The sequence below is a fragment of the Microcoleus sp. PH2017_05_CCC_O_A genome (assembly GCF_020738785.1).
In the GTDB taxonomy this organism is placed as follows: Bacteria; Cyanobacteriota; Cyanobacteriia; order Cyanobacteriales; family Microcoleaceae; genus Microcoleus.
On the sequence record NZ_JAEQCB010000057.1, the window covers coordinates 13800 to 36340 of the forward strand.

The following is a 22541-nucleotide window of genomic DNA, read 5'->3' on the forward strand; positions in this document are numbered from 1 at the left end:
GGTGGAGATTAGGATGAAGTTTAAAATCTTGACTGGACTGTTGACAGGATTAGTTGTTTCAACAACCACAGGTTTAGTAAATTGTCAACCGAGTTATGCCGAAAATAAAAGCTTTTCATTGAGAATTCCAATCGACCAAAATTTCAGATTGTTGGCTTCAACGAAGGTGGATTTAGGCGCGCAGGTAGCGAGTGAGGTTTTGACACAAAACCAAACAGCGGAAGAATTTTACAATCAGGCTGTAGAGAAGTACAAACAAGGAGATTATCCGGGTGCTATAGAGTCTTACACTCAAGCGATTAAACTCAACCCCAATTATGCCGAGGCCTATAACGATCGCGGTGTTGTCCGATCGAACTCAGGAGACAAGCAGGGTGCGAAGGCAGATTTTGACCAGGCAATAAAAATTAAGCCCAATGATGCTAATGCCTATATCAATCGAGGCAATCTCCGCGATGAGTCAGGAGACAGACAGGGTGCGATCGCAGATTACGACCAAGCCATCAAAAATAACCCCAACAATGCCACCGCCTATGTCAATCGGGGCAATGTCCGGGATGACTCAGGAGACAGTCAAGGTGCGATCGCCGATTACGAACAAGCCCTGAAAATTAACCCCAACTATGCTTTAGCCTACTACAATCGGGGGATTACTCGATCGAGGTTAAAAGACAAGCAGGGTGCGATCGCAGATCTTCAGAAATCCACAGAATTATTTCAGAAACAAGGCAATAAAGTTCTTTACGAAAAGGCAATAAATATAATTAATAGACTTCAAGAATCACCATAAACCAATACGGTGGACTTAACGCTTTTTGACGAATGTCATCTCAAGATTTTCTAGGCAATACAGGCATTTCTTGAAAGTCAGATTGTTCTTAAGTCAACCGTATTGTACCATAAACAACTAAACTATTGACCGCATCGATCCATGCCAAGATAAAACTTTTGAGGATCAAACTGTCTCGCCCACTACTCAATTTTCAACTTAAACTATGAATTTACTCTGCCGACTACCAGCGACATTAATTGGTGTGACTGCAACTATTTTGATCTCCCAATCCCCGGCAGTTTACGCCAGAGAAGCTAAATCAATCACTGTTAAATCAATTACTGGGCAGATTGATACTTACGATCGAGTGGATTTGTCTGTGCAAGTTGCGAGTGAGCTATCGGCGGCAGGGGAAACAGCGGAGGATTTTTACAATCAGGGTGGACAGAAGTACGACAAAGGAGATTATCAGGGTGCGATAGAAGCTTACAGTCGAGCAATTTCACTCAATCCTAATTATGCTTTTGCCTATAACGATCGCGGTAATGCCCGCTCTGCCTCAGGAGACAACAAGGGTGCGATCGCAGATTACAACGCAGCCCTGAAAATTGACCCCAACTATGCTAATGCCTACTACAACCGAGGGATTGCCCGCTCAGGCTCAGGAGACAACCAAGGTGCGATCGCCGATTTCGACGCAGCCCTGAAAATTAATCCTAAGTATGCCGAAGCCTACGGCAATCGAGGCAATGCCCGCAATAGATTAGGAGACAAGCAAGGTGCGATACAAGATTACAACGAAGTTCTGAAAATTAATCCCAACGATGCCAAAGCCTACTACAACCGCGGGAAAACTCGCTATCAATTGGGAGACAAGCAGGGTGCCCTCGCCGATTACAACCAAGTTCTGAACATTAACCCCAACGATGCTGCGGTATATACCAGTCGGGGTAATGTTCGCGATGAATTAGGAGACCAACAGGGAGCAATCGCCGATTACGAAAAATCCCTGAAAATTAACCCCAACTATGCCTTTGCCTATCTCAACCGTGCTATTACGCGATCGAGCTTAGGAGACAAACAGGGAGAGGTGGCAGACCTTCAGAAAGCCGCCGACTTATTTCAGCAACAAGGAAACAAAGAGATGTACCAAGAGGTACTAAAGATAATTAAAAGAATTCAAGGGACAACATAAAATCTTCCTTAATCTAATATCTGAAAGTCGCTAGAATCGCAGAAACTTTCAGCTTTGACAGTTATAAAACCACACTCAACCATCAACTAAAAGCATGAATTTTAATCGACGACTACCAGCAGCATTAATTGGTTTAACTGCAACTATTATCATCGCCCAGCCGCCCGCAGTTGCAACAAACTCTGCCAAATCAATCAGTGATAGTTATGCTCGAATGGATTTGTCTGTGCGTGTGGCCAGCAAGCCTCTGGGGAACGAGCAAACAGCAGAGGAATTTTATAATCTGGGTGTCAAGAAGTACCGCGAAAAAGATTATCCGGGTGCTATAGAGGCTTACGATCGAGCAATTGCGCTTAATCCTAATTTTGCCAATGCCTATATCGGTCGGGGTAATGCCCGGGATGATTTAGGAAACAGCCAGAGTGCGATCGCCGATTACGACCAAGCCATAAAAATTGACCCCAAAAATGCCTCAGCCTACTTGAACCGGGGTGTTACCCACTTAAGGTTAAAAAACAATCAGGCTGCGATCGCCGATTACAACCAAGCCATAAAAATTGACCCCCAATATGCTGAAGCCTACATCAAGCGGGGTTTTATCCTGTATATCTTAGCAGACAATCAAGCTGCGCTCGCCGATTACAACCAAGCCATAAAAATTGACCCCAATAATGCACCAGCCTACATAGGCCGGGGTGGTGTACGCGCACAATTAGGAGACAGGCAAGAAGCGATCGCAGATCTTCAGAAAGCCGCCGACTTATTTCAGAAACAAGGAGACAATGAGAGTTCTCAAAAGGTGCTAGAGTTAATTAAAAAAATTCAAGGCACACCGTCAAGTCCTCAATAATCTAGAGAGCATCGAACACGCTAACTTGGGTAGTGCGCCCTCTTGAACTCGCACTACCAAAAACAACTTTTTGCAAAAAAGAGTATAAGTAGGAGGGTAGGCAAAGAAAGGTACTACCCCTACAGATTTATCTAAATCATTTATGATTCAATACGCTTGGGTTAGCAATTGTCCGAAGAGAGGAACGAAGCATAAGCCCTAGCCCTTTCAGGGCGGCTTCGCCAACGGGCAGGCACGCGCCAACGCAGAGTCTATTTTTCATATCGTTTTATTGACCGGACGGTCTTAACCCAAGCGTATTGATTTATGATTGCCATATCAAAAATATTTACTGTTTGGTATAACACAGGATTTCTCAGATTTGACAGTTCGGAAAAAATAAATTTTTAACTAAAATTATGAACTTACATCACCGAATACCAGCAACATTAATTGGTTTAACTGCAACTATTTTCATCGCCCACCACCCCGCAGTTGACGCCAGAGAAGCTAAATCGATCGCGGCGGCACAGATTGAGCATTACGATCGAGTGGATTTGTCCGTGCAGCTTGTGAGTGAGGCTGGGGCGCCTGGGATGACGGCGGAGGAATTTTATAATTTGGCTGGACAGAAGTACCACCAAGGAGATTATCAGGGCGCTGTAGAGGCTTGCGATCGAGCAATTAAGCTTAATCCTAATTATGCCAATGCCTATATGGGCAGGGGTATCGCCCGAGCAAAATTAGGAGACAAGCAGGGTGCGAAGGCAGATTTTGACCAAGCCCTGAAAATTGACCCTAATTATGCGTTAGCCTACTACAACCGAGGTTTAGTCCGCGATCAATTGGGAGACAAGCAGGGTGCGATCGCCGATTACGACCAAGCCCTAAAAATTGACCCCAACAATGCTCATGCCTACTATAACCGAGGTGTCACCCGATCGAGCTTAGCAGACAAGCAGGGTGCGATCGCCGATTACGACCAGGCTATAAAAATCAACCCAGACTATGCTGAAGCCTACGCCAACCTTGGTATTGCGCGAGCGATATTAGGAGATAAGCAGGGTGCGATACAAGATTTACAAAAAGCCGCCGACTTATTTCAGAAACAAGCAAGAAAAGATGATTATGAAAAGGCACTAAACCTAATTAAAAGAATTCAAGAAAAATCATAAATTTTTCAACACTTTGTAATCTCAATTAATGTCGCAGCTAATTCATCTTCTTTAATGTGTTGCCACTCTAATTAAATTTGCTTCATTTTGGAACAATGCTTAGGCAAGAACAAAGATATATAAACCCTGCTCTTCCTACTTTGACCATAACTGTTCAACCTCCTGACATCGATGTATTAGACCGTCGTCTTGTAAAATGATTATTTACGAGAACTGCTATAGTATAGAAATCCAAATTATGGCATCGAAAAAATAGTAAATTAGCCATTAATATTTGCTGTATTTCCCCAAACATAGCGAATGTTTGCTAAAGTCTAATCGAGCATACAATTCTTAGGTCATCTACCCTATTTATGCCGTACATTACTATCCCTAAACAACTTAGGGAACCTTCCAGCGTCATCGAATCTCAGCTTTTTTTACGCCCCAAACGCCTCGCTATTTTTGAAGCTTGCCTGATCGGTTTAATTTCAGGATTGGCTGGCGTCTTGCTCAAATTAGGAGTCGGATGGCTCGGCAGTTGGCGAGTTGCTACCTCAACGCTAATTCCAGCTTTAATTTTGCTTCCGGCTGTCGGTTTATTAGGCGGGTTTCTAACAGGTTTTTTAGTTGAACGTTTCGCTCCAGAAACTGCTGGTAGTGGCATTCCTCACGTCAAAGCTGCCCTCGCTGGTGTCAATCTTTCTTTGAATTTACGAGTAGCTGTCGTTAAACTTCTGACCACTATTTTAGCAGTTGGTTCCGGTTTAACCCTGGGAAGACAAGGCCCAACCGTCCAAATTGGAGCGTCTTTGGCCGGCTGGATAGGTAACTTGATGCCGACTTCCCCAGACTACCGCCGCCAATTGATTGCTTGCGGTGCAGCGGCGGGACTGGCTGCTGGTTTTAATGCTCCGATTGCAGGGGTTTTGTTTGTAGTTGAAGAACTGCTGCACGATGTTTCTGGCTTGACTTTAGGTACGGCAATTATTGCTTCTTTCATCGGTGCGGTTGTTTCGCAGCTTTTGGGCGGAGATAGTTTAAATCTCAATTTGCGAGAGTATAAAATTAGTTTTTTTCCTCAGGAAATTCCGTTCTATATACTGTTAGGAGTTTTAGCGGGATTGCTGGGAGCTTTGTTCAGCAAAGGGATTATTGCTGGTTTGCACTTCAATCGAAAAACGCTGAAATTAGCCTTACCTTGGCGAATTGCTTGTGCGGGGTTTATCTGTGGTATAGTCATCGCTGCTTTGCCAGAAAATTTTCGCAATAATACTGGTTTGCGCGAGTTTTTGCTAACCGGAGAAGCTAGCGGAACCACCAGTTTAATTGCTTTTATCGCTCACTTTTGTTTGACAATTCTTTCCGCAGCTTCGGGAGCTCCGGGAGGATTGTTTGCACCTTCTTTAGTTCTCGGTTCGGCACTCGGCCATATCGTGGGAATTATCCAAGCACATTGGCTGGGTGTTGGTTTGCCGGTAACTTACGCTTTGGCGGGAATGGGAGCGTTTTTTTGTGCGGTTTCTAGGGCGCCGATTACGGCGGTAGTTATTGTGTTTGAAATTACGGCAGATTTCAAATTAGTGCTACCTTTGATGATCTGTTCTGTAGTTGCTTATTTAGTCGCCGAAAAGGTGGACAGCGGCTCTTTGTACGATCGCCTTTTGGAGTTTAGCGGCATTCATCTCACCAAAGATAAACCTGCGGTTGATGGTTTGAGCGACTTGTACGCAGCTAACGTGATGCAGCGCCGAGTTGAAACTCTTTCGAGTCAACTGACTTTCGATGAAGTGATGCAGGCTTTTTCGCGATCGCACCACCGCGGCTTTCCGGTAGTTGAAAATGGTAAACTGGTCGGAATTATCAGTCAAACCGATTTAGCAAAAGCCAGCGAGCAGAATTTGTCCGGCAAGACACTGCTCAAAGAATTTATGACTGCACAGCCGATCGCAGTCAAAGCCAAGGATACCCTAAGCGAGGTACTGTACAGACTCAATCACTACAATATCAGCCGCTTGCCCGTCATAGAAGGACGGCATCTAGTTGGAATTATTACCCGCAGCGACATAATCCGAGTAGAATCCGATCGCCTCAGCGGAGAAACAACCCAAGGCCCGCATCCAGAACCCTCCTATGTAGTCTATCAAACCCGAGCGCCACAAGTCGGAAACGGCCGCTTATTAGTGCCGCTTTCCAACCCGCAAACAGCACCCGCCTTGCTGCGACTCGCGGCCGCCATTGCGCGCGATCGCAATTATGAATTAGAATGCCTGCAAATCATCATCGTACCGCGCAACAGTTCCCCCTCAGAAAGCGCAGTGCGAACCACAAAAAGCCGCCGCCTGCTGCAACAAGCCGAGCGCATTATCCGCAATTGGAACTTGCCAGTACACACTCAAATTCGGGTAGCTCACGACGTGCCTCACGCGATTTTAGAGACAATTAGGGAGCGTCACATTGACCTAATTTTGATGGGCTGGCAAGGCGAATTATCCACAACTGGACGCATTTTTGGCGATGTGGTCGATACCGTAATTCGGCAAGCAGGCTGCGAAGTAGTTTTAGTTAAATGGAGCGAAAAACTATTAGTAACACGCCAGAAAAATGAGTTTTCAGCCGCTAGCAGCGGGCGGGAATATGCGTCTACAGAATGGCAGTTAAATGCCGCAGGAGTTGATGACGCAGAAAATTCTCAATTTGTGACATCAAATTCATCAGCGACACCAGAGACTGAATTTTCCTCGCCCAATTCCGACATTCGGGCGCCAGAATTGGGATTGCACACACTGATGGGTTTGCAGCGCTGGTTAGTACCAATTCGCGGCAGTTACAAGCAAGCTGCGGCATTGCGGCTGCTACCTGCTTTCGTGGCTGCGAGTGCCTTATCGGAGATTAAATTGTGTCAGGTGCACCAGCCTTCTGTTGCGGAGCCCTCGCGCGCCGAATTAAAGCAAGCTGCGAAGTTTATTCAGGGGCGGGTTAGTTGTGAAGTAATAGTGACTGCGGTTTGCGCTAAGTCGGTGTCGGATGCTTTAATTGATTTGGCTCAAAACGATCAATGTGATGCGATCGTCCTGGGAGCCAGTCGCGAAGGGCTGCTGAAACAGGTAATTCAGGGGAACATCCCGGAAGCTGTGGCGCGCGGATGCGACTGTACAGTCATATTAGTGCGATCGGCATCCTAGCAAAATCATACCATTGGCGATCTTAGATTTTAGTCGTAGCGTGCGTCGCCATCAACAATCCCTAAATCATAACGGTGTTCAAAAAGATGAGGTACGTTGTTGGGCTTCAGCCCCTCTTAGTGTTTATTATATAAGCCGTCAGCCATACCTCATCTTTTTGAGAAAGGCTATATATGCAAAATCATCAAGCGACGCACCTTACACTTTAGCAAAATCCTAAGCTGTACCGCATTTAAATCGTATATTTTGAGATGTGAGTCGTAGGGTGCGTCGCACTCGAACATCCCTAAATTATATCAACAATCTCATGAATCCGCATCTTTCACGTGGAGGCTTGTACAAATGTTTTTATGAATAATTTATACCAATTTTCAACGAAATAACAGTATTCTTGTTCCCCCCCTGATTCATGAGGGGGCTAGGGGGGGTCGAAGAGTGTTGCACAATTTTAGAGAAATGGTATTAATTAATCAACCCTCAATAAACCCCAAGGTGCGCCAGGGCAAAAATCCTGAATTTGTATTGAAAACCTTCTCACCTCAATAAACCCAAGGTGCGTCAGGGCAAAAATCCTGAGTTTGTATTGAAAACCTACTCGCCTGACGCACCCTACAATCAATAACAAATAACCAATAACCAATAACCAATAACTAATTATGGTTCACTTTAACGTCGGCTTTCAAAATTTTAATTCCTTCGCCGACATTACCCTATCGCTGGCGAAAACCCTAGACAAAATGGGGATTTCTATTTCAGTCGAACCCTCAGAAATCGCATCTCACCTCACACGCTATTCCACAGCCGAAGAAAACCACCTCCTAGCCAAGTGGATGAACACCGCACCATCAGATTTATTTCAGCTAAAATGGTCTCATTATTGGAAACCTTTCTTTTTAAAAGAACTCAGCGGACACCTCAACTTAGAATTTTTTGCCATTAATTACGAATTCGCCAGAAATGATGATGAATATGATTACTGGATTTACGATGCTGTCAACAATTCATCCCACATCATAGCCGTCAGTGAATATTCTAAAAACGTTTTAGTCCAAGCTGGATGTCCGACAAAAAAAGTCTCCGTCATACCTCTAGGTTTCAATCCTTTAATTTCGCAACTCTATTCTTCCAGACCTAAAAAAAACCAGAACGATGTAAAATCTATTCTGCACATGACCAATTCTTTTGACTTGTATAGATTTGGCACGGATCTCGCCATCCAAGCATTTTATCAAGAGTTTCAAGATGATGCCAACGTAGAGTTGATCGTCAAAGATGGTGGCAAAAATCCTGATGCCATAACCGAACATATCATAAATATGGAAAGACAATTCGGCAAATTAAAGCCGAAAATAGAGATAAAGCCTAAATTTTTTACTAAAACAGAACTAGCGGATTTATACTTATCAGCAGATGCTTTTTTGGCTCCGTTTCGTGGCGAGGGTTTTGCGATTAAAATTTTGGATGCCTTTGCTGCGGGTTTACCAGTCGCTATGACTGTGTACGGTGGCCCGACGGAGTACGCAAATAGTGCTAACTGTTATCCCATTGCTCACGATCTAATTCCCGTCGGAGAATGTTACGATACTCAGTATCTTAAAATTAGAAATGCTCCTCATTGGGCCGAACCAAATGTTGAGTCTGTTCGCGAACAGTTGCGAAAAATTGTGGAGGATCCCATGCGTTTTCAGGTAGCCCAAAAAGCTCGGGAGACGGCGGATTTATTTAATTGGGAAGCGACAGGCAAAAAATTGTTAAGATTAATGCGAGAGTTGTTTTAGGAGCAGAAATTATGGGACTCGAACGCAAAATGTTTAGGGGAATGTTTTCGCCTAGCGAAGTGGTAAGATTGAAGCAGCCTTGTTTTACTCCTGGGCGATTGTTTGAAGCAGGAAATTATAACGCTGCCGATTTGCCGGATGTGGCTTTTGATATGGGTTTAGTAGATTATTTGCCGCCAGTCAAAGGCAAGAGTGCAGAAAATTTCAACGCCCCGAACCCCCAACCTCAAAACCTTGAGGACTAAACTCCCGCTAGCAGCAAGGACTTGAGTTCTAAACATTCCCTTTTGTAGTAAGGACTTGAATCCTGAAAATTTAAATCATCAAAGACTCAAGTCCTGACTGCCAAAAATATCAAGTTAATTTAATTTAACCCTTTTGCTCAATCTGGGCAATTAACTCTTTCAAAACTTTACTAGCTTTATCATTTTCAATCTGACAAGTTCCCGCATTCCGGTGGCCGCCCCCACCATATTTTAACATTAACTCCCCTATATTAGTTTGAGAAGTTTTGTTGAAGATTGACTTACCAACGGCGAAAACAGTATTTTGTTGCTTCAGTCCCCATAGTGTGTGAATCGAGATATTGCACTCGGGGAACAAAGCGTAAATTACAAAACGATTTCCCGCATAAATCACATCTTCGTTACGCAAATCTAAAACGACTAAATGATCGTAAACTTTGGCGCAGCGCTGTATTTGGTCTTCAAATTTTTGGGATTGCTCGAAGTAAAGGTCTACTCTTTCTTTCACATCAGAAAGCTGCAAGATTTCATCGATGGTATGATTTTTGCAGTAATCAATTAACTCCATCATTAACTGATAATTGGAAACCGTAAATTCTTTAAACCTGCCCAAGCCAGTGCGGGCGTCCATCAAGAAGTTTAACAGCACCCATTCTTCCGGTTGCAAAACCTCTTCTTTGGCAAATTGAGCGGAGTCTGCTTTGTCAACTGCTAGCATCATCGCCTCGGAAATATCAGGAAATTTTGCTCTGCCTCCATAATATTTATACAGCACTCTGGCTGCGGAAGCTGCATAGGGGTCAATGATGTGGTTGATTTTGATTTTTTCATGTCTGAGAGTTTCGCTAAAATGGTGATCGAAAGCTAGATGAACTCCCTCAACATATGGTAAATTGGTGGTAATATCGTTATTTGTTATTTCGATTTTTCCATCCTGCATATCTTTAGGATGCACGAATTTAATCTCGTCTATCATATCGAGTTCTTTGAGTAAAACGGCACAGACAAGACCGTCAAAATCACTGCGGGTGACTAATCTGTATTTTTTAGTGAGTGGCATATGCTTCTCTGATAGGCAGGGACTGATTATAAGACAATATAACTTATTACTCGATCGCTGGACAATATGAATGCAGACCCTTACGCTTGGCTAGAGAAGTCCCTGGACACTGTTCGCCGGGCCGATTGGTATCGATCGCCACAATTGATCGAAAGCTGTCCGGGGCCTGTGGTAAAATTAGCAAGCCGTTGGCTGATTAACTTTGCCAGCAACGATTATCTGGGACTTGCCGGCGATGACAGGTTGATTCAAGCGGCGATGGCTGCAACTAAGGAATTTGGTACGGGTGCGACGGGTTCGAGGTTAGTCAGCGGACACCGCGATTTGCACCGACAGCTAGAACTGGCTATTGCTAATTTAAAACAAACTGAAGACGCTTTAGTATTCAGTTCCGGGTATTTAGCGAATTTAGGGGCGATCGCATCAGTTGTCGGCCAGCGCGATTTGATATTATCTGACAAGTACAATCATTCGAGTCTCAAAAATGGAGCCATACTCAGCCGTGCAACAGCGCTAGAGTACAATCACTGCAATCTTGAGGATTTAAAAGCCAAGCTAGAACAAAATCGTGCTAAATTCCGCAAGTGTTTAATTATTACCGATAGCGTGTTTAGCATGGATGGGGACTTGTGTCCGCTGCCGGAGTTGTTAGCTTTGGGCGAGCAATTTAACTGTATGGTATTAGTAGATGAAGCTCACGCTACAGGAGTTTTCGGTGCTAGCGGTGCCGGTTGTGCAGAACATTTCGGCTGTAAGGGATTGCCGCTAATTCAAGTTGGCACGCTTAGCAAAGCTTTGGGAAGTTTGGGCGGCTACGTTGCGGGCTCCGCTACTTTAATTGATTTTCTCCGCAATCGAGCCGCGAGTTGGATTTATACTACAGCATTGACGCCGGCTGACACGGCGGCTGCTTTGGAAGCTGTGAGAATTGTACAGCAAGAACCAGAGCGCCGAGTTCGGTTGCAACAAAATATTGAAACTTTCAAATATGGGGCGATTACCAATCGCCAATTACCAATTAGCAATTCCCTCTCCCCAATTTTCAGTCTGCTGTTAAAAGATGCAGCCACAGCTTTAGCAGTTAGCAGCCAACTCAAGGAAATGGGTATTTTGGCTGTGGCGATTCGGCCTCCGACTGTCAGTGTCAGCCGCATTCGGATTTCGCTGATGGCAACTCACGAGCTCGCACACCTTCACCATTTGCTAGAGGCGCTGGGGGAAGTTTTCAGTTTTGACTAAGGCACGTACCTTTGCTTTGGCGCTTTTGTCTATATCAAAGAGCGCTGAAGCGCAACTACGTACCTAAGAGCGCTGAAGCGCAACTACGTACCTAAGAGCGCTGAAGCGCAACTACGTACCTAAGAGCGCTGAAGCCTAAGAGCGCCCAAGCGCAACTATGTACCTTTGATTTGGGAAATTATTTTGTTGGGAAGCGGGAATCTGACCGACGCCTACTATTTAAATTATTGGAAATGTCAAGATATCGCTATTGACTTATGCGAGATAGTATACACTATTGTGGTCGATCGGTCAATAACTGTAAACTTTTTGTAAATTTAGATACTTTTTGAAATTTTGCGCTATATTAAAGAAGTAGGAGTTACACCAAATTTAATATAAGGAAAGTTCACCATGAACACAAATCGCCAAAACGTAAAAAAAATCGCTGAAACCCACCGCGCTAACATTCAAAAGCAACTGATGCACCGCATCGAAGTAGCTAGAGCCAGCGGCAATCAAGATTTGGTTCGGGTGCTTGAAGATGAGATGAGACAGCTTTAAGTCGCTGCCACTAAAATTAGCCCGTAGTTTGGTTGAGAGGGTTGCGCGAGAAATGCAGAATTCCCGCAACCTCTACCCGATAATTTTTCAATCCTCTCTTAGTTGGTAGAAAAAAACCCGGTTTCTTCAAGAAACCGGGTTTTTTATTGAACTCTTGGGTTCGCCGATGGGGATAAAAACTGTTGAGTTCAAAACTCAAAATTCAAAACTCAACAGTTTTTATATAGCGGTTCTAAAAAAAGTGAGGTATGCCCTATGCCCTATGCCCTATGCCCTATGCCCTATGCCCTATCCCCATGAGTACCTCATATGAAAGCTCGAAAGGCTATATATTATCTGCCTCCGACTACAACATTTTTGATTCGCAAATGGGGGCCGCCGACGCTGACAGCTAAACCGCTTTGGCCGCCTTTTCCACATCCGCCGTAGGCATAAACTGAGTCGTTGCCGATCGACTCAATATCCTTTAAAGTCTGAAATACGTTGCCGCTTAAGGTGACATCACTCACCGGTTCGGCCAATTTGCCGTTGCGAATCATGAAGCCTTCGGCTGCTGCAAAGGTAAACATTTCGCCGTTGGTTTGTCCTCCCAACATCCGTACTGCATAGACTCCTTCCTCAATGTCGCCCACCATTTCATCGAAAGAATGTGCGCCAGATTCGATCGCAGTATTAGTCATCCGCACCAACGGCATAAAAGTAGCGCTCAAAGCCCGAGCATTTCCCGTCGGAGCTTCCCCCATTTTGCCCGCAGTCTCGCGATTGTGCATTCTCGCTGCTAAAACTCCATTTTTAATTAAATGCTTGCACTGAGCAGGCACTCCTTCGTCGTCGTATTTGAGAGTTCCCGGCAATCCCGGCAATGTTGCGTCGTCAATTACGTTCAATTGTTCGATCGCCACAGGCTTGCCCAAAGTCAATAATTCCTGCATTTTCGGGTTTTCGTAAATGCCGTCAGCTTCCGACAAATGGCCGAAAGCTTCGTGAATAAATACCCCCGACAAATAAGGGTCTAAAATCACTGGATACTGGCCGCCTTTGACCGGTTTTGCTTCTAATTGGCCCACAGCTCGCACCGCCGCGCTTTTAACACGATCTTCAATATTTGTCAAGACATTGTAATCCGATCGCGAATGAATCGATTCAAACCCTTGACGGACGACACCGCCTTCCCCGCGGGCGATCGCCCCAAACCGCCCCGTCACGTCCAAACGCTCTTGAGCAATGCAAGTGCCTTGAGAATTCACAAAATAAGTAATCCCGAATCGATCGCTGTAACCGGCCATTGTCGTCTGAATTCGCGGGTCGAAATCTAACAGCAATTGGTTGTAAGATTCGAGCAACTTGCGTTTTTCTGCTAGAGTAATAGACCGCGGATCGCGACCGAATTCCACCGCTACATAATCTTGAATCGGAGTGACATCTGCTAGTACAGTTTTTTCGCTACCTACCAAACGAGACTGCACGACAGCTTCTTCAATCCGGGCTTTTAATTCAGCCAAACCGTTAAATGTTACAAAACTCCAGCCGCCTTTGTGACAGGCGCGGATGCCGCCGGCTAGACTGAAACTGCGGTTGACTGCATCTAACTGAGGGCCGCGAAAACTAATGGCTGTTGACTCGCTTTGTTCGAGGCGAACTTCTAGATAATCTACTCGATCGCGGTAAGGTGCGATCGCTTCCATCAACTGTTCCTGCATCAAATTGCCCCTATGAATTATTTGCGCCCAGCGCTGACAAAAATTATTGCTAACCTTATTTTAGCCAACAAATCCCGTGTTTCGGGTGCGCGAGTCTGGAGAGTGGGAGAGGGGGAGAGGGAATTGGTGTCAACAAACACGTCAAATGTAATTCCAGTCTTCTGTCTGATGATTAATGCCAGATCCCCCCTAACCCCCCTTAGGTCGGGGGGGACAAGAAGCACTCAAAGTCCCCCTTCTTAAGGGGGATTTAGGGGGATCTGGCTTCGGCTGCGAACGAAAAATACAAAAGTTTTTGACCTTAAGTTGACACCAATGGGGAGAATGTGCGAGGAAATTGAAATAAACAATTGAGATGTACAACAGCTTAGAACACACAAAACTCGTGCAGACTTGTGAAAAGCTCCGTCTGCCGGAAATCTTGCATCGGCATAGGAAAATGAAACTAAAATAAATCTATCTAAAGACTTAAAAATATAGTTGAACTGCCGACAGATGGAATACTTTAAGCTGAAAAAATTCCAAATTTCACCGTATTTAGCAGCATTTTCGGCATTAGTAGCAATTTTGGTCGGAGTTGGCATTTTAGACCGATCGGAACAAGAGCGATTTTTGCAACACAACCGCGCTAGCACGATCGATCGGCTCAGCACAGTCCGCTCAAAGTTGGAAGGTTCTTTGAATTCCCGGCTATTTTTGATCCGGGGATTGGTAGCTGACATTTCCCACAACCCAGACATCACCGCAGCCGAGTTTGCAGCTACGGCGAGAATTCTGCTGGCACAGCAAACCGGCATTCGCAACATCACTTTAGTTAAAGGGACGACGATCGCTGATATTTATCCGAAGGATGGAAATGAAAAGGCGATCGGCGTTGACTTGATGACGCTACCCAAACAGCGGCAAATGGTCGAAGATGCGATCCACACCAGAAAAACTCTGCTTGCCGGGCCCGTGCAATTATTGGAGGGAGGCGTGGCCTTCATCAGCCGATCGCCAATTTTTCTGACCCCCCCCGACGCCGAGCCCGAAACAGGAGTTTACTGGGGGTTGATCGGTGTGATCCTCGAAAAAAATGTCCTGCTTGAGGAAGCGGGACTCAACGATCCCTCAGCCAAGGTGCAATACGCTGTCCGGGGGAAAGACGCGAAGGGAGTGTCAGGTGAGGTGTTTTTCGGCGACAACTCGATTTTTCAGAACAATCCGGTGGTGTTGGAAGTGATTTTGCCCAACGGTTCCTGGCAGTTGGCAGCAATTCCCGCAGGAGGATGGCCCGAGAATTCGCCACGGCGGGGGTGGTTGCTCTCAGGAGGTGGCTTGCTGGCAGTTTTGAGCGGGGTGGCGGTTTTTACGGGGATGTACGGCCTATCGATGCTGCGATCGAGCGAAGCTAAGTACCGACAACTGGTTGAGAACGCTAACAGCATGATTGTGCAGTTAGACAATGAAGGCAAGATTACTTTTTTTAATGAGTTTGCGGAAAATTTTTTCGGGTATTCACAAGCAGAAATTCTTGGCAAAAGTGCGATCGGCACAATTGTAGATCCGGCCACATTGTCGGAAAATCAGTTAGTCATAATGATTCGAGACTGTGTGGCACAGCCGGACAAATACTTCAAACACGAAAATGAAAACATCCGCCGCAATGGGGAAAAAGTCTGGATAACCTGGAGAAACAAACCTGTGGTCGATTCCAAAGGGCGATCGATCGGGCTGCTGTTCGTCGGTACAGACATTAGCGATCGCATCCTAGCAGAAGCCGCGCTGCAAGCGAGCGAATCTCGCTATCGGGCAATTATTGAAGACCAAACCGAACTTATTTGCCGTTTCTTGCCCAGCGGAGTTGTGACTTTTGTCAACGATGCCTACTGCCGCTATTTCAATAAATCGCGATCGGAGCTGATCGGCAATTCTTTTATGCCTTTGATTTGGGAAGAAGATAGAAACTTTTGCAGCGATATTTTCAATTCTTTAAGCCTACAAAATCCCGCTATTACCTGGGAACACCGCGTAATTCTCGACACGGGCGAAATTCGCTGGATACAGTGGACTGACAGGGCAACTTTTGACGATCGAGGTGCGGCGATCGAATACCAAGGAGTGGGGCGCGACATTAGCGATCGCAAACAAGCTGAACTCGCCCTGCAAGCTTCAGAAGCAGAATTGCGGGCATTGTTCGCTGCCATGAACGACGTAATTTTTGTGTTCGATATTGAGGGACGCTATCTAAAAGTTGCCCAGACAAATCCCGAACTTTTGTACAAGCCACCGACGGAAGTTATAGGTCAAAAAATTCACGATCTATTCGATCCAGAAACAGCAGAATTTTTTTTGGAGCAAATTACTATCGCTGTCTCTACTAATCAAACTTTGAATTGTGAATATCACCTGGAAATTGGCAGCGAACAAAAGTGGTTTGCTGCTACCATTTCGCCAATGAAAGACAACACGGCTTTGTGGATTGCCCGGGACATTACCGAGCGCAAGCAAGCTGAAAATTGGTTGACAGGTCAAAAACAAATTTTAGAAATGATTGCTCAGGACGCAACTCTTGGCGATACTTTAAATACTTTAATTAAAATTATCGAACAGCAATCTAGAGATGTCATGGGTTCGATTTTGATTCTAGCTCCAGACGGCAAACATTTGCTGCACGGAGCCGCGCCCAGTTTGCCAGAAAGTTATAATGCTGCTATTAATGGAGTAGCCATCGGCCCGAATGTCGGTTCTTGCGGCACTGCTGCCTATCGCTGCGAACAGGTGATCGTTACAGATATTGCCAGCGATCCTTTGTGGCAAGACTTTCGAGATTTAGCCTTGAGTTTTGGACTGAGAGCTTGCTGGTCTACTCCTATTGTCTCATCTGGGGGTCAAGTTTTGGGAACTTTTGGTATGTATTACGCCCAACCGCGCACTCCCCAAAATTTTGAGCTGCAATTGATAGAATCTGTCAGGCATTTAGCGGGAATTGCGATCGAGCGGAAACAGGCAGAAGAAAGTCTCAAACAGCTCAATGAAGAACTAGAAAATAGAGTCGAACAAAGAACTGCTCAATTGATGCAAACAGAAGAACGCTGGCAGTTAGCACTCAAAGGTAACAATGACGGCATTTGGGATTGGAACTTGCAAACAGGAGAAATATTTCTGTCCGATCGATTTAAAGAAATCACGGGATACGAACACATCCCCATGCTCGATTACTTTGACGAATGGAACAGAAACACGCATCCCGATGATTTAGATTTAGTAATGCAAGCTTTCCAAGACCATTTAGACAAAAAAACGCCGCATTACATCACCGAATACCGCTTGTGGTGCTACAACAGCACCTACAAATGGATACTCAGTCGCGGACAAGCTTTGTGGGATGCATCTGGAAAAGCTGTCCGCATTGTTGGTTCAATTACTGACATCACGGAGCGCAAAGAAGCAGAGGAAGCACTGCAAAAAAGTGAAGCGAAATTCCAAAAAATGTCTGTAAATGTGCCGGGAGTAATTTATCAATGTTTGCTTGGTGGAGATGGTTATTTAAGTTTCCCTTACGTCAGTCCTGCTTCCCTAGAAATGTTTGAGCTAGAACCAGAAAGTCTTCGTAAAAATGCGGCTTTGCTAATAGATTTGGTTCATCCCGACGACCGCCAAGATTATAACGAATCTGTTGCTATTTCAGCGCAAACTTTGCAACCTTGGTACTGGGAAGGACGGTTCGTGCTGCCTTCAGGAAAAATTCACTGGTTTCAGTCAATTTCGCGTCCTGAAGCTAAAGAAAACGGCGATATTCTTTGGGACGGTATCACTATTGATATTACGAATCGCAAACAAGCTGAGTTAGCTTTGCAAGAGAGCCAGCAGTTTATTCAAAAAATTGCGGATGCTACTCCCGGCATTTTGTATCTTTATGACTTGGAAGAACAGCGAAATGTCTATGCTAATTCTTCTATGGGCACGCTTCTTGGCTATACATTTGATGAAATTAAAGCGATGGGTTCATCACTAATGACTCAGTTAATTAACCCCGAAGATTTGCCAAAAATTTTGGAATATCACGCGAGCTTTGCAGAAATTAAAGATGGCGAAATTAGGGAAATTGAGTACCGGATGCTGGCAGCAAACGGTGAATGGTTTTGGCTGCAAAGTCGGGATACTATTTTTAGCAGAAATTCTCAGGGTCAGTCAAAGGTAATAATTGGATTTGCCCAGGATATTACGATTCGGAAACAATCAGAGGAAGCTCTGCGACAAAGCGAGGCGCGAGAAAGAGAAAGAGCTACAGAGCTAGAGTCAGCGCTGCGGTCATTGCGCTCTGCTCAATCTCAACTCATTCAAACTGAAAAAATGTCTTCTTTGGGTCAATTAGTTGCAGGCATCGCCCACGAAGTTAATAATCCGGTTAACTTTATTCACGCTAACATTGCTTATCTACACCAGTATACTACACAGTTGCTGGATCTGGTGAATCTTTACGAACATGAGTATCCCGAACCTAATGCAAAAATTGTCGATCGCATTGCAGAGATTGATTTGGATTTCATGACTGAGGATCTAAGAAAACTTGTAGGTTCGATGCAGGTGGGAACCGATCGCATCCGGCAAATTGTGCTGTCGCTGAGAAATTTCTCGCGGCTGGACGAATCGGCAATGAAGCCTGTCGATATTCACGCGGGAATTAATAGCACTTTGTTGATTTTGCAGCATCGCTTAAAGAGTCACGATAGGCGCCCGGAAATTGAAGTAATTAAGGAGTTCGGGAAACTGCCACCGGTGGAGTGCTATGCCAGCCAACTGAATCAAGTGTTTATGAATATTATTGCTAATGGAATTGATGCTATTGAAGAACAATATCACAAGTTGTCAGTTCCAGAAGCAGCGACTAAGAGCGGCCGGATTGTGATTTGCACTGGTGTCACGGCCCAGGGCACTGTGAGGGTGGAAATTTCGGACAACGGTACGGGGATTCCGCAGGCGGTGATCGATCGCATTTTTAACCCGTTTTTTACGACAAAAGCTGTGGGGAAAGGTACTGGCTTGGGAATGTCGATCGCGCACTCGATTGTGGTAGAAAAGCACAAGGGCAAGATTGACTGTTTCTCCCAAGTCGGAGGCGGAACGACTTTTGCGATCGAAATTCCGATCGGCAAAACCTATCTGTAGGTTCCTTAGGTACGTTGTTGCGCTTCAGCGCTCTTTCATAGATCGTCGAAGAGCGCTGAAGCGCAACAACGTACCTTTATGTAATGTGACAGCGGGGAGCGAGAAGTGGCTAGCTGACGCACCCTACAAATCAGACTGTCAACTGTCAACTGTCAACTGTCAACTGTCAACTGTCAACTCTTCCGAATGCTATAGCGACTAAGATAGATTCACGCTGCTGAGAAAGCGGTGCTGCATGAAACCTTTAATTGTATAAAAACTGACATGATGGGATTAATCCTGGAAGCGATCGCAGCAATGGGACAGAATGTCCGCTGGATGTCTTGGAATTTGTTTTTAGGTTTAGTACCGCTGGCGTTGAGTTTTTGGCTCTTCCGCAAACCTCGATCGCGCTGGCTGCTGTGGGGTACGTGGGTTCTCCTGGGCGCTACTTTTTTGCCTAGCACGCGCCATGTTGTGTCCTATCTCAAGCACATTGTGCAAGATGTGGGTACAACTTACGTTTTGGGGGCGATCGCAATTACGCTAGCACTAATGGCTTTAGATATCTGGGTGCTGCGACAGCGCGGAGTTCGCTCTCTCCGCTGGTGGGGCGGTTTTTTCTGGTTTATCGCGTTTTTGCCCAATGCACCCTACGTTTTAACTGATATCATTCACCTGATCGAGCAGATTAAAGAGGGGAACTCGGTGTGGGTGGTGACATTGGCGCTGATTCCGCAGTATCTGGTGTTTATGTTGGCGGGATTTGAGGCCTATGTACTGTCGGTGATGGGTTTGGGTTACTATCTGAAGCAACAGGGTTGGGGTAGATTTATTCTGGCAACGGAGATAACTATACACGCACTTTCGGCGATCGGCATTTATTTAGGACGATTTATCCGGTTCAACACTTGGGACATCCTGACTAACCCCGATGCGTTGGTTAACACCGTCATGAATGATTTGATTGGTAAGCGTCCGGTTGTAGTAATGGCTGCAACATTTGTCGTTATTGCTGTTTTGTATTGGGTGCTCAAGCAAGTTAGTTTGGGGATTAGCCACCGATTTTACTACAATCTATCGTCGTCGGAGTCGATCGGCGAAACCGCCACTTCTCCCGATCCCATAGATTTAAGATTTTAGATTTACCCCACAACTAACCTACAAACTGTTTGCGTCTCCACGACTTAAATCGGAAAACAAATATTCCTCTGTGAGTGACATCATCTCCGGTAAAATAACCGCGATCTGGTTTGTAGTGAGGACTTTAGTCCTCTGATTTTCATGAGGACTAAAGTCCTCACTACAAACCAATTTAATTGTAGTCGTGACCGCGCACCTCATAGGAGACCAATCTCTTCCCTAAACTCCCAAATAAATTACTGCGACAATGGGGAATCAAACTTGATATGTTAGAACAGTTGAAGTAGTTTTGCAAACAGTAAAAATGAATCGATTTGACCGTCAGTTGTGGGAAAAATTTATTGCGATCGCTCAGCCTTACTTTTATCCTTTAGAGCCTGGAGGAGGCAGGGTTTTTCTGGGATTAGTAGCGCTGTTATTAATATTTCTGTTCGCTGCTATGTTTGTACTCGTTAGTGTTGTATGTTTGGGGGGTGCCGCTCTTTTTCCGGATTTTGTCAATAATATTGCTGCTGGGTTAGTTAGTTTGTTGCAGCAGATTATTGATTCCCCGACAATTATCATTGTTGCCTTGATGCTAATTATTCCTTTGAGCGCTTTTTGGTTTTTTAAAGGCAGATTGATAGCGCATTGGCAGTCGTGGTTTTTTTTAGCTTTATTGCTGTTATTGTCCCTGTCCGTAAGCGGTTTGAATGTAATCATTAGTTACGTCAGTAACTTTTTCAATACAGCACTGGCAAAAAAAGACCAGCTCAATTATTGGAAGTATCTTTTTGTCTATGCAGGGGTTTTTGCAGTCGGCACTCCCATTGTGGTAATTTACGGCTACATCCAAGATAAATTGAGTCTCTACTGGCGACAGTGGATGACAAATAAGTTCCTGGACAAGTATTTTAAGAATCGGGCTTATTACGAAATAAATTCACACAAGGAAATCGACAATCCCGACCAAAGAATTTCTGAAGATGTCAAATCGTTTACTCGTACAAGTTTGACATTTATGCTGGCGCTCCTGAGTTCAATAGTTAATATCATATCTTTCACGGGTATCCTGTGGTCAATCTCGAAACAACTTTCAATTTTCCTGATTGTCTATGCTATGTTGGGGACGACCGCCAGTCTGATTTTTGGTCAAAAATTAGTGCCTCTGAATTTCGAGCAACTTAAACAAGAAGCTAATTTCCGCTACGGACTGGTTCACATTCGCGACAATGCTGAATCCATTGCCTTTTATGGAGGGGAAGAGCGAGAATCGATCCAAATAAAGCAGCGGTTCGTGGAAGTATTCCGCAATTTTAATTTGCTAATTGGCTGGCAGCGAAATTTGGATTATTTTACAACTGGATATGGGTATGCTGTGGTGATTATTCCGGCTTTGTTTCTCGCTCCTGCTTATTTTGCCGACACAACCGATACGATTCAGTTTGGAGACATCACTCAGGCGGGTTTTGCTTTCCGTCAGGTTTTAGCCGCTTTTTCACTGATTGTCAGTCGCATTGAACCCCTTAGTTCTTTTGCAGCTAGTATCAATCGTTTAACTGTATTTACAGATACTTTGGAAGCAAAAAAGGCGGTATCTCGTGCCGGAGGAACTACTATAGATGTCGTAGTAGATTCTCAGTTGATGCTGAAACAGGTTACTTTAGATACTCCGAAGCATCAAAAGACTTTGATTAAGGATTTGTCGGTAGCGGTGTCGCCGGGAGAAGGACTGTTAATTGTCGGTGAAAGCGGTTCTGGGAAGAGTTCTTTGCTGCGGGCTATTGCGGGTTTGTGGGACTCGGGAACGGGTCGTCTGGCGCGGCCGGAATTGGGAGAAATGCTGTTTTTGCCGCAGCGTCCTTATCTGATTTTGGGCAATTTGCGATCGCAACTTCTCTATCCCAATACCAGCAGCAAGGTTGATGAGGAACAATTGCGCTGTGTTTTGGCATTAGTCAACTTAGCAGATTTGCCGGACAGATTGGGCGGTTTTGATGAGGCTTTAGATTGGGTCGAGATTTTGTCCCTGGGAGAACAGCAGCGTTTAGCTTTTGCCAGATTGTTGTTGACGAAACCGCGATATGCTATTTTGGATGAGGCTACAAGTGCTTTGGATTTGAAGAACGAGCAACTTTTATACGAACAGTTGCAAGCAACTAAAACTACATTTGTGAGTGTGGGCCACCGATTGAGTTTGTTGAAATATCACCAGCAGGTTTTGGAACTTTTGGGTGATGGGAGTTGGCGACTGCTTTCGACCGAAAAATACCGCGATAGTACGAAGGTTTTTGGCTGATACAGCGCTGGTTTCAAAAATTGTGAATTTACTCGTTTTTTAGTTTTTGGTTCGTGCTGGGTGGCGGTACGGTTGGAGATTTATCGCGCAGGTGCTACAGATTAATCGCTCATCGCCTTGCCTCCACCCTACAAAATTTCGACGCTTGGTTGCATTCTTTTTTTGAAGTGGTATCAAAATGGATAATTTGGGTATTGTAAAACTTCATTCAGTTTGTAAGCATAAGTAATCAAGCATGGTATTATGTGGTCAGGAGGTTGAGAATGCAGCTAACAGAACGTCACATCATT

General features: G+C 44.9%; 14 protein-coding genes. 12 read left to right on the forward strand and 2 right to left on the reverse strand.

Annotated elements, in window-relative coordinates:
• The first annotated feature begins 13 nt into the window (after positions 1–13).
• From JGK20_RS14860 to JGK20_RS14890, 7 genes are all read left to right on the forward strand, one after another.
• Entirely contained in the window at positions 14–790 is a 777-nt protein-coding gene (locus tag JGK20_RS14860) for a tetratricopeptide repeat protein (RefSeq protein WP_293185149.1), read from the forward strand.
• Between the two features lie 205 nt (positions 791–995).
• The gene (locus JGK20_RS14865; RefSeq protein WP_293185147.1) at positions 996–1967 is read left to right on the forward strand and encodes a tetratricopeptide repeat protein; all 972 of its coding nucleotides are present in this window, start codon (positions 996–998) and stop codon (positions 1965–1967) included.
• A 94-nt stretch (positions 1968–2061) separates the two neighbouring features.
• A complete protein-coding gene (locus JGK20_RS14870; protein ID WP_293185145.1) occupies positions 2062–2817 on the forward strand; it encodes a tetratricopeptide repeat protein in 756 nt (251 codons plus the stop codon).
• A 398-nt stretch (positions 2818–3215) separates the two neighbouring features.
• A complete protein-coding gene (locus tag JGK20_RS14875) occupies positions 3216–3971 on the forward strand; it encodes a tetratricopeptide repeat protein (RefSeq protein ID WP_293185144.1) in 756 nt (251 codons plus the stop codon).
• 353 nt (positions 3972–4324) lie between these two features.
• Positions 4325–7135, forward strand: coding sequence for a chloride channel protein (locus tag JGK20_RS14880; protein WP_293185143.1), 2811 nt, complete (start codon positions 4325–4327; stop codon positions 7133–7135).
• 656 nt (positions 7136–7791) lie between these two features.
• Entirely contained in the window at positions 7792–8913 is a 1122-nt protein-coding gene (locus JGK20_RS14885) for a glycosyltransferase family 4 protein (protein WP_293185141.1), read from the forward strand.
• An 11-nt stretch (positions 8914–8924) separates the two neighbouring features.
• Complete coding sequence (locus JGK20_RS14890; protein ID WP_293143588.1) at positions 8925–9158, forward strand: hypothetical protein; 234 nt, start codon at positions 8925–8927, stop codon at positions 9156–9158.
• Between the two features lie 124 nt (positions 9159–9282).
• Here JGK20_RS14890 and JGK20_RS14895 read toward each other — a convergent pair whose 3' ends face one another.
• Positions 9283–10218 (reverse strand): exopolyphosphatase, encoded by a 936-nt coding sequence (locus JGK20_RS14895; protein WP_293185139.1) that lies wholly within the window; start codon positions 10216–10218, stop codon positions 9283–9285.
• A 66-nt stretch (positions 10219–10284) separates the two neighbouring features.
• Between JGK20_RS14895 and bioF the strand changes: the two genes are divergently transcribed.
• Together bioF and JGK20_RS14905 are read left to right on the forward strand one after the other, a co-directional pair.
• Positions 10285–11457 (forward strand): 8-amino-7-oxononanoate synthase, encoded by a 1173-nt coding sequence (gene bioF, locus JGK20_RS14900; RefSeq protein ID WP_293185137.1) that lies wholly within the window; start codon positions 10285–10287, stop codon positions 11455–11457.
• A gap of 393 nt (positions 11458–11850) precedes the next feature.
• On the forward strand, positions 11851–12000 hold the full coding sequence (locus JGK20_RS14905; RefSeq protein WP_293143575.1) for a hypothetical protein: 150 nt from the start codon (positions 11851–11853) through the stop codon (positions 11998–12000).
• Between the two features lie 332 nt (positions 12001–12332).
• Here the strand turns inward: JGK20_RS14905 and JGK20_RS14910 are convergent, their stop codons facing one another.
• On the reverse strand, positions 12333–13700 hold the full coding sequence (locus JGK20_RS14910; RefSeq protein ID WP_293185135.1) for a TldD/PmbA family protein: 1368 nt from the start codon (positions 13698–13700) through the stop codon (positions 12333–12335).
• 495 nt (positions 13701–14195) lie between these two features.
• Here JGK20_RS14910 and JGK20_RS14915 point away from each other — a divergent pair, with 495 nt between their 5' ends.
• From JGK20_RS14915 to JGK20_RS14925, 3 genes are all read left to right on the forward strand, one after another.
• Positions 14196–18851 (forward strand): PAS domain S-box protein, encoded by a 4656-nt coding sequence (locus tag JGK20_RS14915; protein WP_293231080.1) that lies wholly within the window; start codon positions 14196–14198, stop codon positions 18849–18851.
• A gap of 264 nt (positions 18852–19115) precedes the next feature.
• Positions 19116–19973 (forward strand): DUF1361 domain-containing protein, encoded by an 858-nt coding sequence (locus JGK20_RS14920; RefSeq protein WP_293231083.1) that lies wholly within the window; start codon positions 19116–19118, stop codon positions 19971–19973.
• A 304-nt stretch (positions 19974–20277) separates the two neighbouring features.
• Positions 20278–22251 (forward strand): ABC transporter ATP-binding protein/permease, encoded by a 1974-nt coding sequence (locus tag JGK20_RS14925; protein ID WP_293193395.1) that lies wholly within the window; start codon positions 20278–20280, stop codon positions 22249–22251.
• Positions 22252–22541: the final 290 nt, after the last annotated feature.

Excerpts from the sequence above, each read along its gene's own strand:
- JGK20_RS14860 (WP_293185149.1), top strand. The coding sequence starts at position 14 with ATGAAGTTTAAAATCTTGACTGGACTGTTGACAGGATTAGTTGTTTCA.
- JGK20_RS14865 (WP_293185147.1), top strand. The coding sequence starts at position 996 with ATGAATTTACTCTGCCGACTACCAGCGACATTAATTGGTGTGACTGCA.
- JGK20_RS14870 (WP_293185145.1), top strand. The coding sequence starts at position 2,062 with ATGAATTTTAATCGACGACTACCAGCAGCATTAATTGGTTTAACTGCA.
- JGK20_RS14875 (WP_293185144.1), top strand. The coding sequence starts at position 3,216 with ATGAACTTACATCACCGAATACCAGCAACATTAATTGGTTTAACTGCA.
- JGK20_RS14880 (WP_293185143.1), top strand. The coding sequence starts at position 4,325 with ATGCCGTACATTACTATCCCTAAACAACTTAGGGAACCTTCCAGCGTC.
- JGK20_RS14885 (WP_293185141.1), top strand. The coding sequence starts at position 7,792 with ATGGTTCACTTTAACGTCGGCTTTCAAAATTTTAATTCCTTCGCCGAC.
- JGK20_RS14890 (WP_293143588.1), top strand. The coding sequence starts at position 8,925 with ATGGGACTCGAACGCAAAATGTTTAGGGGAATGTTTTCGCCTAGCGAA.
- JGK20_RS14895 (WP_293185139.1), bottom strand. The coding sequence starts at position 10,218 with ATGCCACTCACTAAAAAATACAGATTAGTCACCCGCAGTGATTTTGAC.
- bioF (WP_293185137.1), top strand. The coding sequence starts at position 10,285 with ATGAATGCAGACCCTTACGCTTGGCTAGAGAAGTCCCTGGACACTGTT.
- JGK20_RS14905 (WP_293143575.1), top strand. The coding sequence starts at position 11,851 with ATGAACACAAATCGCCAAAACGTAAAAAAAATCGCTGAAACCCACCGC.
- JGK20_RS14910 (WP_293185135.1), bottom strand. The coding sequence starts at position 13,700 with ATGCAGGAACAGTTGATGGAAGCGATCGCACCTTACCGCGATCGAGTA.
- JGK20_RS14915 (WP_293231080.1), top strand. The coding sequence starts at position 14,196 with ATGGAATACTTTAAGCTGAAAAAATTCCAAATTTCACCGTATTTAGCA.
- JGK20_RS14920 (WP_293231083.1), top strand. The coding sequence starts at position 19,116 with ATGATGGGATTAATCCTGGAAGCGATCGCAGCAATGGGACAGAATGTC.
- JGK20_RS14925 (WP_293193395.1), top strand. The coding sequence starts at position 20,278 with ATGAATCGATTTGACCGTCAGTTGTGGGAAAAATTTATTGCGATCGCT.